Annotated in this window: 16 protein-coding genes; 2 read left to right on the top strand and 14 right to left on the bottom strand. The window is 58.5% G+C overall.

All coding sequences use genetic code 11. The annotated features are described in order from the left end of the window. From nifM to PL263_RS18720, 10 genes are all read right to left on the bottom strand, one after another. Window positions 1-861, bottom strand: a complete 861-nt coding sequence (nifM, locus tag PL263_RS18765; protein ID WP_140911700.1) for a nitrogen fixation protein NifM — start codon at window positions 859-861, stop codon at window positions 1-3. 1 nt (window position 862) lies between these two features. Further along, window positions 863-1,339 (bottom strand): nitrogen fixation protein NifZ, encoded by a 477-nt coding sequence (locus PL263_RS18760; RefSeq protein ID WP_140911699.1) that lies wholly within the window; start codon window positions 1,337-1,339, stop codon window positions 863-865. Then, window positions 1,336-1,650 (bottom strand): nitrogenase-stabilizing/protective protein NifW, encoded by a 315-nt coding sequence (locus PL263_RS18755; protein WP_140911698.1) that lies wholly within the window; start codon window positions 1,648-1,650, stop codon window positions 1,336-1,338. Before PL263_RS18755 ends, PL263_RS18760 begins: the two co-directional genes overlap by 4 nt. A 4-nt stretch (window positions 1,651-1,654) precedes the next feature. Next, entirely contained in the window at window positions 1,655-1,777 is a 123-nt protein-coding gene (locus PL263_RS18750) for a hypothetical protein (RefSeq protein ID WP_260839241.1), read from the bottom strand. Window positions 1,778-1,848: 71 nt separating this feature from the next. Further along, on the bottom strand, window positions 1,849-2,373 hold the full coding sequence (locus tag PL263_RS18745; RefSeq protein ID WP_140911697.1) for a hypothetical protein: 525 nt from the start codon (window positions 2,371-2,373) through the stop codon (window positions 1,849-1,851). Beyond that, window positions 2,373-3,149 carry a serine O-acetyltransferase gene (gene cysE, locus PL263_RS18740; RefSeq protein WP_278210817.1) on the bottom strand — a complete coding sequence of 259 codons (777 nt, stop codon included), beginning with the start codon at window positions 3,147-3,149 and terminating at the stop codon, window positions 2,373-2,375. The genes PL263_RS18745 and cysE overlap by 1 nt, the downstream gene beginning before the upstream one ends. Beyond that, window positions 3,146-3,313, bottom strand: a complete 168-nt coding sequence (locus PL263_RS18735) for a hypothetical protein (RefSeq protein WP_278210816.1) — start codon at window positions 3,311-3,313, stop codon at window positions 3,146-3,148. The genes cysE and PL263_RS18735 overlap by 4 nt, the downstream gene beginning before the upstream one ends. An 11-nt stretch (window positions 3,314-3,324) precedes the next feature. Continuing rightward, on the bottom strand, window positions 3,325-4,449 hold the full coding sequence (gene nifV / locus PL263_RS18730; protein WP_278210815.1) for a homocitrate synthase: 1,125 nt from the start codon (window positions 4,447-4,449) through the stop codon (window positions 3,325-3,327). Window positions 4,450-4,883: 434 nt separating this feature from the next. Continuing rightward, window positions 4,884-5,690: a hypothetical protein gene (locus PL263_RS18725; RefSeq protein WP_278210814.1), complete on the bottom strand. Its 807-nt coding sequence runs from the start codon at window positions 5,688-5,690 to the stop codon at window positions 4,884-4,886. Between the two features lie 14 nt (window positions 5,691-5,704). Further along, entirely contained in the window at window positions 5,705-6,589 is an 885-nt protein-coding gene (locus PL263_RS18720) for a hypothetical protein (RefSeq protein WP_278210813.1), read from the bottom strand. Window positions 6,590-6,657: 68 nt separating this feature from the next. Here PL263_RS18720 and PL263_RS18715 point away from each other — a divergent pair, with 68 nt between their 5' ends. Then, complete coding sequence (locus PL263_RS18715; protein ID WP_278210812.1) at window positions 6,658-7,620, top strand: PfkB family carbohydrate kinase; 963 nt, start codon at window positions 6,658-6,660, stop codon at window positions 7,618-7,620. On the opposite strand, the gene PL263_RS18710 is transcribed toward PL263_RS18715, so the two are convergent. Then, window positions 7,604-8,410 (bottom strand): GntR family transcriptional regulator, encoded by an 807-nt coding sequence (locus PL263_RS18710; protein WP_140911692.1) that lies wholly within the window; start codon window positions 8,408-8,410, stop codon window positions 7,604-7,606. The two genes, PL263_RS18715 and PL263_RS18710, sit on opposite strands and share 17 nt — an antisense overlap. A gap of 313 nt (window positions 8,411-8,723) precedes the next feature. On the opposite strand from PL263_RS18710, the gene PL263_RS18705 reads away from it, so the two are divergent. After that, a complete protein-coding gene (locus tag PL263_RS18705; protein WP_278210811.1) occupies window positions 8,724-9,605 on the top strand; it encodes a hypothetical protein in 882 nt (293 codons plus the stop codon). A 90-nt stretch (window positions 9,606-9,695) separates the two neighbouring features. Here PL263_RS18705 and nifS read toward each other — a convergent pair whose 3' ends face one another. Genes nifS through PL263_RS18690 form a run of 3 tightly spaced genes read right to left on the bottom strand, consistent with a single transcriptional unit; the run spans window position 9,696 to window position 12,192 of the window. Beyond that, a complete protein-coding gene (gene nifS, locus PL263_RS18700; protein ID WP_140911690.1) occupies window positions 9,696-10,910 on the bottom strand; it encodes a cysteine desulfurase NifS in 1,215 nt (404 codons plus the stop codon). After that, window positions 10,903-11,817: a Fe-S cluster assembly protein NifU gene (gene nifU, locus PL263_RS18695; protein WP_278210810.1), complete on the bottom strand. Its 915-nt coding sequence runs from the start codon at window positions 11,815-11,817 to the stop codon at window positions 10,903-10,905. The genes nifS and nifU overlap by 8 nt, the downstream gene beginning before the upstream one ends. A gap of 18 nt (window positions 11,818-11,835) precedes the next feature. Beyond that, window positions 11,836-12,192 (bottom strand): iron-sulfur cluster assembly accessory protein, encoded by a 357-nt coding sequence (locus tag PL263_RS18690; RefSeq protein ID WP_140911688.1) that lies wholly within the window; start codon window positions 12,190-12,192, stop codon window positions 11,836-11,838. Window positions 12,193-12,376: the final 184 nt, after the last annotated feature.

The raw sequence follows: 12,376 nt of genomic DNA, 5'->3' as shown, positions 1-12,376 counted from the left end.
TTAGGCTCTCCTAGTGGCGGCGGGTAGACTGGCCAGCCAAGTACGCTGGCAATTGCGGCGGTAACGGTCTTGCATGATCTGCTGAATCTTGGGCGTGGCTTTTTTCAGGGACATGGTCTCGGCCGGGCTAATCTTCAGGCATTGGATGACATGAAACCCGATCTCGGATTCCAGCACCTCACTGACGGCTTGTTCCTTCAAAGCGAACAGGGCTTGGTCCAGTTCGGGGTATAGCACACCTTTGGTCACCGCGCCCAATTCCCCACCCTGCATGGCGGTCGGACACTCCGAATATTTCAGCGCCAAATCGGCGAATTTATGCGGTTTGCGTTTCAGCGTTTCCAGAATCTCCTCGATCCGGCGGCGGGCGCTGTCGCGGGTATTCTCCGGATAATCCGGGTTGATGCTGATCAGGATATGGCGGGCGGAACGCTGCTCCGGCTTGTGAAACTTTTCCGGATGCGAGTGGTAGAAAATGCCGATTTCCACTTCGTTGACCTTAGGCGCCCGTGACCCGACTCGCTCCAGCACGGTATTGACCTTGCATTGCCGGCTCAACGCGGCCCGGAGCTGATCGACGTCCAGATGGTTGGCTGCCAGCGCGGCCAAAAAAGCCTCTTCATCGTCGAAGCGGCTGCGAATCTCCTGATAAGCCCGTTCCAATTCGATGTCGGATACCACGACGCCGGCCGCTTCGGCCGAACTCAGCACCCTGCTCTCGATTTCGAATTCGTTTTTGGCCTGCACCTCCACTTGGCGCAGCTGCAATTGCTCGAGTTCCGTCGGCGACTTTTTGAACAGACTCAAAGAGGCCCGCAATAAAGTGTAAGGTTCGATCATGACTTCAGCAGCTTGATTCATGCTACTCCTCCGGTTCGCGAAAGTTGGCCGGATCGGCGGGGTCCAATACGGCTTCCGGGACCTGCATGGTCTTACCCGGAAAGCGCACGTGGTACAGCAAGGGTTCACGGTCGCGCAGTATTTTCATTACTTCGCCTTCGGTACCGGAGGCTATCACGCCATCGGCAGTCGGTAAATCGCGGTTGCACCTGACTTTATCGCGAAATTCAAACCGACTCGGATTCCAGGGCGCTTCAGCCGGAATCAGTTCTTCGGCTCGGCAGCCGATCATTTTGCCGTGGTCCAGAAAATGTACCGTGTAGATTACCTGGTCCTGCAAAAAGGTACCGACTTCGATGACGTGACCGACGCTACCGCGGCGGATCAGCAGATCGCCGATTTCCCGGCCCGGATAAGTCCCGTCGTTGCGCACGTTGCGGGTAACCCGCACCGCCTCGCCAAACTCGAACCGTTCTTCGTCATAGCGTTCTTCAATCATGTCTTAATGTCGCCCAAGGAAACGAATACGGTTTGCGGTTCCATCATCTTGAACACCTTGAACACCTTTTCGGTCTGGGCATCCGACTCGACGAAATCGCTGTAAGCCCGCTGCAGCAATTTTTTATAAATCTCGCGCAAAGCATCTTCGTCATCCGGCATGTTGTCGCTGGCCTGACTCAGATAGTCGTGGAACCGTTGCAGGATATGCAGCCGGTTGACGTGAACCACGGTCGCGTCGTATTCCAGGCCGAAATACACCATAAAGTCTTCGGCCGATTCCATTTCTTCCATTTCTTCCAAAAAAGTCATCTCGTTACCTCATCATCAGGTGATCCAGGTGGGCGGGCTGTTCGCCCAGCGCATACACCACTAACAACACCACCAGCATTACCGCAGTCTGGGCTAGAAACGGATCGGACTTCAGTTGTTTTTTCATGGCAATCACCTTCGGGTTAATTGTGCGGACGGGCGACGCCCATCGCGGTTGGGTTCATTTATCGGGCGGCTTCACCCGAACAAGCGGAAAATCCCTTCATCGGCTTCCTGGCGCCGGACCACCATTTCCAATAAGCCCTTGGCGCCGATCCGGTCCATGTCGTCCAACTCCACCAGTTTTTCGAAAATGGCTTTGGCCAACTCCAGATTTTCCAGCCGCATATTCAAGAAACCGATCGATTTCAAGGTAAACAGATACAACCTGATTCGGGTCAACAACTCTTTCGGCGCGTCGCTGATCAAGCCGAGGTTTACGTCTCGCCAGTCTGCCGGGAAACCGATGCCGGGCCGGATCAGCACCAAGGCTTTCTCGGAGATCAGCAAGGCTTCCTGCAGCCGATGCTGGTAGTAATAAAACCGGTTCAACGACACCAGAACGTTTAACGATTCCGGTGCCCGCAAGTAAGCTTGCAGCAGCGGCAACTCGGCTTCGCCGGTGGCGTAACGCTCGGAGGCGTACTTGATCAATTCCTGGACTTCCGGGCTGTCTTCCTGCTCGTAGTACAAATCCTCGGCTTCGAACTGCAGCAAATCCATTACTGACCACCTGCCGCCTGTTTCAATTGCACCACCTCGTCGCCGTGGCAGACGCCTTCCGCTTCGCAACTGCCGCAAGTGTCTTCGGCGACGACGAAACGCTTTTGATTGTGCTCCAGCTCGTCCAGACGTTCGACCAGGCAGTTGATGGCCTTGCCGATCGGGTCCGGCACCAGGTGGTGGTCCAGATCGATGCCGCGCGGGTCTTGAATCTTGACGCCTTTTTGCTGAATGATCCGTCCCGGAATGCCGATCACGGTGCAGCACGGCGGCACGTCCTTGACCACCACCGAGTTGGCGCCGACCCGGACGTTATCGCCCAGCGTGATTGCACCCAGAATCTTGGCGCCGGCGCCGACCAGCACGTTATTGCCCAAGGTCGGATGGCGCTTGGTTTTATGCCAGGTGGTGCCGCCCAGCGTCACGCCGTGGTACATGGTCACGTCATTGCCGATTTCGGCGGTCTCGCCGATCACGACACAGGCGCCGTGGTCGATGAAGAAGCGTTTGCCTATGGTCGCGCCGGGATGGATATCGACGTTGGTCAACCAGCGGCCGAACGCGGCCAGAAACCGCGCCGCAAATTTCCACTCCGCCAGCCACAGCCGGTGGGTAACCCGATAGATCAGCACGGCGTGTACGCCGGGATAGGCGAACAACACTTCGAACACATTGCGGGCCGCCGGATCGCGGGCGAAAACGCACGCCACGTCTTCCCGCCAGTCCTGCCAAAGGCTGGGTTTGGGCGCAAGCCGCGACGGCGAGAACAGCATCATTTTGCCAAGCTCCAGGTGGTTTTGCCCGGCATCGGCACGCCCGGCACCCGGAAAAACGTACCCGGATAGCGCTCGTCCGGCAGCTCGCGCTGGTCGGGATTGGCGACAGGGGCTTCGACTTTGCCGGTGGTTTTCGCTACGGATTGTTGACGGTTACTACTCATCGCACACCTCGCTATAGGCTGTGTAAAAACTGGTTCAAATCGGTGGATTGCGGTTCGCGTTTGTGCAGGCTGACAAACTCGCGAATCAGCGGCAGCAGGCGGCCGGCCTGCCAGCGGTTAATCTGGATCCCCAATTGCCGATAGGCATGCATCACGCCCTGGCTGCCGGAATGCTTGCCCAACACCAGCCGGTGGCTGCGGCCGACCAAGGCCGGGTCGACGCCTTGATAGTTGTTGGGATCTTTCAGCAGACCGTCGACATGGATGCCGGCTTCGTGGCTGAATACATCGCGGCCGATCAGGCTTTTACGGCTGCCGATGGTGTCGCCGGAGGCGGTCGCCACCTGATGGGACAATTCCGGGAAATTGCGCAGATCGACGCCGGTTTCGAAGCCGTACAGTTGCTTCAGGCCGACCACGACTTCTTCCAGCGCGGCGTTGCCGGCGCGTTCGCCGAGGCCGTTGACGGTGGTATTCAAGTGAGTGGCGCCGGCAAAGGCGGCGGCCAGACTGTTGGCAGTCGCCAAGCCCAGATCGTCGTGGGCGTGCATCTCGATATCCATATCGGTGATGCTGCGCAGCTTGCGGATCGCTTCGAAGGTGCCGAACGGCTCCATAATGCCGACCGTGTCGGCAAAGCGAATCCGAATCGCACCGGCGCTTTGCGCGGCTTCGGCCATTTGCGCCAGGAAATCGCTATCGGCGCGGGAGGCGTCTTCGGCACCGACGCAAACCTGCAAGCCGGCGTCGATTGCGGCTTTGACGCAGCGGTCGATGGTGGCTAACACCCAGGCCCGGCTTTGTTTCAATTTGTGTTGGATATGCTGGTCGGAGGCGGATATCGACAAATCGACCATGCCGACGCCCAAGCCCAGACAATGTTGCAGGTCGTCGTCGCGCATCCGCGACCACACCAGCAGATTGCAGGGCAAGTTCAGCGCCGCAATGGCTTCGATTTCGGCCCGTTCCTGGCCACCCATCGCCGGGATGCCAATTTCCAGTTCCGGCACGCCCAAGCCCGCCAGCCGTTCCGCGATCGCCAGCTTTTCCTCCAGCGAAAACACCACGCCAGCCGACTGTTCGCCGTCGCGCAACGTGGTGTCGTCGATGATGATGTGTCGGTTTTGAGCTTGCATTCTTCACCTCTGGCGGAACGTCGATTGCGGTTTTGCTGGGGTAACGCCTTTGTCAGAGATAATGCAAAACACTTGCCAACTGCCGGAAACCGGCGTTTTGCGGCATTGGCAACTGCGGTTTGGCGGGATAACGACAAGAAAAACCGGAATCGAAAAAACACATTGTCGGAAACCCTACAATGGCTAATGAAGTTGGCGGCACCGCCTGATTAGGCCGAGTCCGGCCATTGATCCAGCCGCATCAATACGCGCTGGCTCAATCGATGTGAAATGGAACCATAAGAGACGGGGCCGCCAAGCACCGTGCCTGGCGCCCCGAGAGGGTATGGTAAACGTCGTATCGCAACCCAAAGATGAGACTGCGGCTGGTATCGTGTTTCTTTAAGCGTAGGCTGCGAGCCGCGCCAGAGCGAACGCCATCGACCAGCCGAACGCTAAACCGACCGCGAAATGCTTGCCAACCGACGCTTAGGTGCGATAGCCGCCAGACCGACGGCGAACAATGCCAAGGCCGGCGGCAGGGGCACCGGTGCATAGCTATAGCCGCTTTGACTGGTCAATTGGTAATTTGGATCGAGCACGCTGATAAAGGTGCGCGCGGTATGGCTGAAGTCAACTTGCGAGCGCTTCCTGAATGGATCGAACAAACCGAGGTAACCATCGGCTCCGGCAGCAACGCTCAGTAATCCGCTTATCGAAATATCGGTATTGGTGCGCAGGGCAAAGATAGCCGTACCATCGCAAGCCCCGGTGTCGCCCGACCAGGTGCCGCAGGTAAAGGCAGGCGCAGAGTAGTACGATTGCGCAAAGTCAATTTTGCCTTGACTACCGCCAAGTTCGACGAATCCGGATGCGCCGCCGGGACCGCTAATGCCGCCCTCGACACGAAAATTGAGCAAAACCTGGACAAACCGCAGATTGCTGGCTCCATTTAACCTGATGGTGTCGCTAAAGATCGATTTAGCAAATGCAGCGGAAGTTGACGTTCCGCTCTCTACGCTGGCCGCCGCGTAGGCTTTCAACACCCCGGCATTCGCCGAGGCAAAAGCGCTGGCGGCATAGCCTTCATAAGTTGCCAGTGCCGATGCTACCGCGGGCAAATCCACATGTGCATCGACATTCAATTCGCTGTCCACACCGTTTGCCGCACTGGCACTGGCTTCGACCGAAGTCGAATAGGCCGTCGCCGAAGTGCTGACCGATAGCAAACTCGCCATTACCAAGCAATAGATTCTGTTCATGATTCCCTCCCGGCTTAACCGGCCAAACTTGAACGACGCTTGCCAAAACCCAGCAAGCCCAAACCACTAACGAACAGCCAGGTCGCCGCCGGCAGCGGCACCGCTGCATAGCTGTATCCGCTTTGGCTGCTCAACGAATAATTGGGATCCAGCACGCTGATGAAGGTCCGCGCGGTATGGCTGAAATCGGTTTCCGCGTGTCGTTTCTTTGGGTCGAACAATCCGCCGTAGCCATCCGCAGTCGCCGCTACCTGTAGTAAGCCGCTAATCGCGAGTTCGGTATTGGTGGGAACCCAAAAGACCGCGCCGCCATCGCAGGCGCCGGTGTCGCAGGTATATACAGGCGCGCTGTAGTAGTTGTGCGCAAAGGTAATATTGCCGCCGGCGAAGTTGATGAAACCGCTGGCTGCACCGATACCGCTGATGCCGCCCTCCACCCGAAAATTCAGCACGATTTGAGTCGACCGCGCAGCGCCGGATCCGCTGATTTTGATGGTGTCGCTAAAGAGTGACTTGGCGTAGCTAGTCGAATCCAGCGCCCCTTTTTCGATGTTGGCCCCCGCATAAGCCTTCAACACGCCCACGCCGGCGGAGGCGAACGCACTGGCAGAATAGCCGTCGATGCTCGCGGATGCCGAGGTGAAAGAGTCCTGGTCGATGTGGCTGTCGGTGTTCAAGTCGCTTGCCAGCGACCGTCCGGACGAGAAACCCGCACTCGCACCGGTTTCTACGGAAGTTGAGTAAGACCAGGCGGAAGAGCTTGTGACCAGCAAGCACGCCAATGTCGTGTAATGAAATCGATTCATGATCGCTCCGAAATTCTCAGAAAATGCGATGCGCTGCCTCCAGCCACCGTCGGCCGGGAGTGTAATGCCATATGGATACCAAAACAATACCAAATATTACCGTGCGTCTGCCGGCGTTTGGCTTTAGGCTATTGGCTTTTTTAACTCCGTCAGGACGCTTTATGCTAACGCTGGTTTTAGGCAGCTATGTACAGGCCAATTGTTTACAAGTTCCGGATTTACCGGCAGCCGGCCAATCGTTGCTGGCCGCAGGTTATTGGTCGGAACATGGCGGCAAAGGCTTGAACGTCGGCGTGGCTTTGCACGCCCTGGCGGCGGAAACGGCATTACTGCTGCCGGTCGGCGACGACAACGGCGGCCGGCAAATTAGCGCAGAGTTGTCGCAGATGGGGCTTGATACGCGCTGGGTAATTGTTTGCGCCGCGCAATCCGGCTACGGCGTGGGCTTGATCGACGCCCGCGGCGATAACGTCATCGCCGTATTCCCCGGCGCCAATGCTCACCTCACTCCGGCTATGGTTTGCGATGCCTTGGACCGGTCGCGTCCGCGCCGGGTTTACGCCCAACTGGAAATCCCGCTGGAATCGGTCTTGGCGGCGTTCTCGGCGGCACGCCGGCTCGGCAGTTACACGGTGCTGAATCCGTCGCCGTGGCGGCCGATTACGTCGGAATTGCTTGCGCTTACCGACACGATGATCGTCAACGCCGCCGAAGCGGCGACGCTGTTTGCCGATAACGGCGCGCGGCTGACTTTATCGGCGGAACGGTGGCTGGAGTTATTGCCGGAAATGGCCGATACCATCGCTTGGCAAGGCGATTGGTTGATCGTGACGCTGGGAGACCAAGGCTGCGTCGCACTGGGGCGGCAGGAAGTGATTCACGTCGGGGCCTGGCCGGTCGAGGTGCGCGACGCCACCGGCGCCGGCGATGCGTTCAGCGCCGGATGGCTGTGGGCGCAGGATCGTTACCCGCCCGAGCACGCGCTGCTTGCAGCCAATGCTTGCGGCGCTTTTATCGCCGAGCGCGACGGGGTTTTGGCGCATTTGCCGGACAATGCAGCACTGACAGCGTTTATGGCTAGCCGGCCTGCGCCTGGGATTCGACGGATCAGCCGGGCATTTTGAGCTCGACCCGATAGGTATAGGCGTCGCCGCGAAAGGTGCCCTCGACGTACTCGACCATCGTGCCTTGGTCGGTATAGGTTTTTCGCTTCAGCAGCAAACAAGGGCCGGGCTGTTCGAAACCGAATACCCGCATTTCCGCCTGATTGCAGATGACGGCTTCGATGGTCTGGTCGGCGCGTTGCAAGCTCAAACCGCAGCGTTCCTGTAAAAATTGGTAGGCGGAACCGTCGCCGTTCCATTGCGCGAAATCCGGCGCCGGGGTCAAATCGTACCAAGCGACTTCGCGCGACATCGGATTGCCGTCGCCCAGACGCAAACGCACAATTCTAAAAAAACGGTTGGATGCCGGCCGATTGAAGATCGAGGCAATGGTGCGGTCCTCGACGATGCCCTGCTCCAAAATCCGGGTCGACGCCACCATGCCGAGTTCGCGCATTTCTTCGGTAAAACCCTTCAACCGCCCCATCTCCGGCGCGATCCGTTGCGGCGCCGCTTTTACCGTCACCCCGGCGCGGCCATGGGTATCGATATGGTCTTGCGCCCGCAATTCTTCATAGCAGCGGCGGACGGTGGTGCGACTCAAAGCCAGCGCTTCGGCCAGGGCCCGCTCGGATGGCAAGCTAAAGCCGTCGCCGAGCTCGCCTGACTCGATCAATTGCACGATGCGGCGCAACAACTGCTTATAAACCGGTTCGGCAACGCCACTGTCGGGGCGGATTTTGTCGATAAAGGCGGTGCTGTCGTTGGCCGCTTGAGGTTGCGGTTTGACAGAGGATCGGCTTTGATTCATAGACGGACAATGCAGGCGGCAGCGCTTCGATACCGGGCAGATTAGCACAGAACATCCGAGTTAGGCCTGTTAGCCCAAGACACCTCACCCCATTACCGGCAAGTGGATTCGTCCGGAATTTGTGCGCACGATGGTCGAGACACTATAAATCCACCCGACATAACGCACCGCTCAACTGAGGGGACTGCGCCTCAACCTGCCCAAAAAATTTGCCGGCCGGCCGAAATCGGCGCATGATCCGGGCCGCACGCCCCATCCAGCCACCAGGCCGGGCGCCGAGCGTACCGGCCGCGAACCCAGCAGCGAGGTCAGCATGTCATTAGGATATTACCGCTACATCAAAGGCCGTCTCGTCGTGCGGCAACGGCAATCGCCGGACGGCGACAGCATGCGTTTCATCGCCGACGACATGACCTTGTTCCAGGGGTTGCCCCGCTTCGCTCAGCCCAGCGAGGCCGGCGGCGAGGAAAGTTACCAATTGCGCTTTCAAGCGATAGACACGCCGGAGCTGCACTACGGCGGCGCCGAACAACCGCACGGACTGGAAAGCCGCAACGGTCTGCTGGAGTGGTTGGGCCTCGATCCCGCCGGCTGGGACTGGGCGGTCGCCCCCAGCGGCTTCGCCTGGGAAACCGAGGCAGCGATACTGTGCGACGGCTTCGAGGGCCACGGCCGACCCATCGCCTTTGTGTTGCCGCGGCAGAAGATCAAGGACGGCGCGGACGTGAAACTGACCAAAGCCCTACTCGGCAAAACCTACAATTTTCACGCTGTCGCCAGCGGTCTCGCCTACCTGGGCCTGTACTCCGGCGGCCTGTCCTTCGACAGCCAGACCCGGCTGATCGCCGCCTACCAGCAGGCCAAAACCGCGCGGCGGGGCATCTGGCGACTGGATCGCAGCAAGCGTTTCACCGTCTCCACGCTGGACGACCTCGGCCCTGAAACCGGCGTGCTGGTCTACCCCAAAATCTTCCGTCGCTGCGTGGACGCCCTGCGCTGGGTCGGCGGCGAATTCGAACCCGGCCGCGACCTGGACAACTTCCTGGCCGCACGCAGCGGCGAAGACGACCAGTTCCTGGTGCGTGCCCTCCACGGCGGCCAGGTCAAAACCCGGCTCAGCCAGGCTCTGGAACAGATCAACAACCAGATCAGAATTCAGGTGGACTTGAATACGGTGGAGTTCGTTTCCAAATAAATCGGCGTCTCCAAGCGATTGGGGACGGGGCAGAAGCTTGGCGAAGCCGCCGCAACACCGCCGATCAAAGCGGTGTCGCGGTATTCGCCGTCAGGCGTAGGTCGGCTGGAAGGCTTGCTCGGGGTCGGCCACCGGGCAGTTGTTGATACTGTCCCAGTACGGCGACAGCTTGCGCAGGTTGGCGACGATGGTCGGCATCACTTTCAACACCTCGTCCACTTCGCTCATGGTGTTGTAACGCGAGAACGAGAAGCGGATGGTGCCGTGGGCGGCGGTGTAAGGGATGTCCATCGCCCGCATCACGTGCGACGGTTCCAGCGAGCCGGAAGTACAGGCCGAGCCGCTCGACGCGGCAATGCCGGCCTTGTTCAGCAGCATCAGGATCGCCTCGCCTTCGATGTATTCGAAAGCAATGTCGGTGGTATTCGGCAAGCGGTTGTTCAGGTCGCCGGTGATGAAGCAATGCGGAATCGCCTCGACCACGCCTTGCTCCAACTTGTCGCGCATGGCCTTGACTTGGGTGTTCTCGAACTCCATGTGCTGCAGCGCCAGTTCGCAAGCCACTCCCAAACCGACGATGGATGCAGTATTCTCGGTGCCGGCCCGGCGGCCGCGCTCCTGGTGGCCGCCGCGCAGCAAAGGCCGGAAGCGGGTACCGCGGCGCAGATACAACACGCCGATACCTTTCGGCGCGTGCAATTTGTGGCCGGACAGACTGAGCATGTCGATCTTGGTATCCTGCAGCATCATCGGAATTTTACCGACCGCCTGCACCGCATCGGTATGGAACATCACGCCGGCAGCATTGGCCATCTCGGCCATTTTCTCGACTGGGAAAATGGTGCCGGTTTCGTTGTTGGCCCACATCACCGAAACGATGGCAACCTTATCCGACAGCATGGCCTGATAGGCTTCCAGATTAATCCGGCCGCGCTTGTCCACCGGTAAGCGGTGGATGGTGTAGCCTTCTTTCTCCAGATTATCGACCAGGTTCAAAATCGCCGGATGCTCGACCGCCGTGGTAATGATTTCCTTGCGGTTAGGCTGGCATTTGATCGCCGACAGGATCGCAGTCGAATCGGATTCGGTGCCGCAGGAGGTAAAAATAATCTCCGAGTCGTGCTCCGCGCCCAGCAATTCCTGCACTTGACTGCGGGCCTTCTTGATCGCCCGCGCCACGCCGTCGGCGAAGCGGTGAATCGACGACGGGTTGCCGAAGTATTCGGTGAAATAGGGGATCATCGCATCGACGACGGCCCGGTCCACCTTGGTCGTGGCGTTGTTATCCAGATAGATATCAGGCATGACCGGCCTCCTGGATATTCACCAGTTTCGGCATTTGCGACGCCGGCACGACTTTGATGAACTCGCCCATCACTTCGATCAGGCGTTGCTGAATACCGGCGATGGTCATCGCCGACATTTGGCAGCCGTTGCAGGCGCCGGTCATGTTGACGTAAGCAGTCTTGTCGACCACTTCCACCAACTCGACGTCGCCGCCGTCGGCCATCAATTGCGGCCGGAACGACATGATCACTTCCTCGATTTTCTTGATCCGCTGCAGATTGGTCATCGGTCCTTTCTCCGCTACCACCGGCGCCGGTTTGGCGACCGGAGCCGCGTTCGGATCGAAGCTTTCGCCGCGTTCTTTCAACACTTTTTCAAGGAGGCCTTCGATGTCTTCATGGCAGGAAGCGCAACCGCCGCCGGCCTTGGTGAAGTTGGTGACGTCCTCGACGGTGCGCAGTTTGTTGGCCCACACCATCTCTTCGATCATTGCCGCATCGATACCGAAGCATTTGCAAATCAGCGCGCCTTCTTCATGGTCGTCCTTCCATTCTTCACCGCGATAGTTGGCGACGGCGGCTTGCAGCGCTTCCCGGCCCATTACCGAGCAGTGCATTTTTTCCGGCGGCAGGCCGTCCAGTTCGGCAGCGATATCCTGATTGGTGACTTTCAACGCTTCGTCCAGCGTCATGCCTTTGATAATTTCGGTCAACACGGAAGACGACGCAATCGCCGAGCCGCAGCCGAAGGTTTGAAAGCCGGCGTCTTCGATGACTTCGGTGTCTTCGTTGACTTTCAAGGTCAGCCGCAAAGCGTCGCCGCAACTGATGGAACCCACTTCGCCAATCGCATTGGCCCCGGCGACCGCACCGGCATTTTTCGGGTTGAAGAAATGGTCTTTAACTTTTTCTGAATAATCCCACATGGCAATAACCTCGCAAACTTAAGAACAGGATTTAGGGGCGCCGCCGTTATCGCCGGTGGTAAACGACGAACCGCAGGCGCAGCTTTTCACCGCGTTGGGATTGGTAAATTTAAAGCCTGAACCTTCCAGGCTATCGACGAAATCGATAGACATGCCGTCCAACTTGGGCATGCTCAACGGGTCGACGAAGACTTTGACTTCGCCGCAGTCGATCACGGTATCGGCTTCGCTTTCTTTCGCTTCCAGGCGCAGGCCGTAAGACAGGCCGGAACAGCCGCCGTCGGTCACTTCGATGCGCAAACCGCCGGTGGGCTTGTCGGAACTGCTGATAAAACGGCCCACGGCTTTTATCGCGCTTTCGGTAAGGGTAATCATGGATAAGTCTCCTGAAACGGGTTGGCATTGATCTTGTAACTCGTTCAAGCAACCAGCATGCCATGCGCGATTCTCCAGCCTAAGCTATTGAAAAAACTAGCAACAGCGTGCCGGCCATCCCTGATCGGCAAGCCGTTTCCCAACATTTTGTCGGCTTTGCTACAAACCACTCACAGGAGTACAG

Origin of the sequence: Methylomonas sp. EFPC3 (assembly GCF_029643245.1) — a bacterium.
GTDB lineage: Bacteria > Pseudomonadota > Gammaproteobacteria > Methylococcales > Methylomonadaceae > Methylomonas > Methylomonas koyamae_B.
Note: the sequence above shows the minus strand (reverse complement) of the source record. Positions and strands in the feature narration are given on the sequence as shown.

What these genes read in the sequence shown, in the direction of transcription:
- PL263_RS18760 (WP_140911699.1), bottom strand. Translation starts at nt 1,339, where the DNA reads ATGATTGAAGAACGCTATGACGAAGAACGGTTCGAGTTTGGCGAGGCG.
- PL263_RS18715 (WP_278210812.1), top strand. Translation starts at nt 6,658, where the DNA reads ATGCTAACGCTGGTTTTAGGCAGCTATGTACAGGCCAATTGTTTACAA.
- PL263_RS18705 (WP_278210811.1), top strand. Translation starts at nt 8,724, where the DNA reads ATGTCATTAGGATATTACCGCTACATCAAAGGCCGTCTCGTCGTGCGG.
- nifS (WP_140911690.1), bottom strand. Translation starts at nt 10,910, where the DNA reads ATGCCTGATATCTATCTGGATAACAACGCCACGACCAAGGTGGACCGG.
- PL263_RS18755 (WP_140911698.1), bottom strand. Translation starts at nt 1,650, where the DNA reads ATGACTTTTTTGGAAGAAATGGAAGAAATGGAATCGGCCGAAGACTTT.
- PL263_RS18750 (WP_260839241.1), bottom strand. Translation starts at nt 1,777, where the DNA reads ATGAAAAAACAACTGAAGTCCGATCCGTTTCTAGCCCAGACTGCGGTA.
- PL263_RS18725 (WP_278210814.1), bottom strand. Translation starts at nt 5,690, where the DNA reads ATGAACAGAATCTATTGCTTGGTAATGGCGAGTTTGCTATCGGTCAGC.
- nifM (WP_140911700.1), bottom strand. Translation starts at nt 861, where the DNA reads ATGAATCAAGCTGCTGAAGTCATGATCGAACCTTACACTTTATTGCGG.
- PL263_RS18690 (WP_140911688.1), bottom strand. Translation starts at nt 12,192, where the DNA reads ATGATTACCCTTACCGAAAGCGCGATAAAAGCCGTGGGCCGTTTTATC.
- PL263_RS18735 (WP_278210816.1), bottom strand. Translation starts at nt 3,313, where the DNA reads ATGAGTAGTAACCGTCAACAATCCGTAGCGAAAACCACCGGCAAAGTC.
- nifV (WP_278210815.1), bottom strand. Translation starts at nt 4,449, where the DNA reads ATGCAAGCTCAAAACCGACACATCATCATCGACGACACCACGTTGCGC.
- PL263_RS18710 (WP_140911692.1), bottom strand. Translation starts at nt 8,410, where the DNA reads ATGAATCAAAGCCGATCCTCTGTCAAACCGCAACCTCAAGCGGCCAAC.
- PL263_RS18745 (WP_140911697.1), bottom strand. Translation starts at nt 2,373, where the DNA reads ATGGATTTGCTGCAGTTCGAAGCCGAGGATTTGTACTACGAGCAGGAA.
- cysE (WP_278210817.1), bottom strand. Translation starts at nt 3,149, where the DNA reads ATGATGCTGTTCTCGCCGTCGCGGCTTGCGCCCAAACCCAGCCTTTGG.
- nifU (WP_278210810.1), bottom strand. Translation starts at nt 11,817, where the DNA reads ATGTGGGATTATTCAGAAAAAGTTAAAGACCATTTCTTCAACCCGAAA.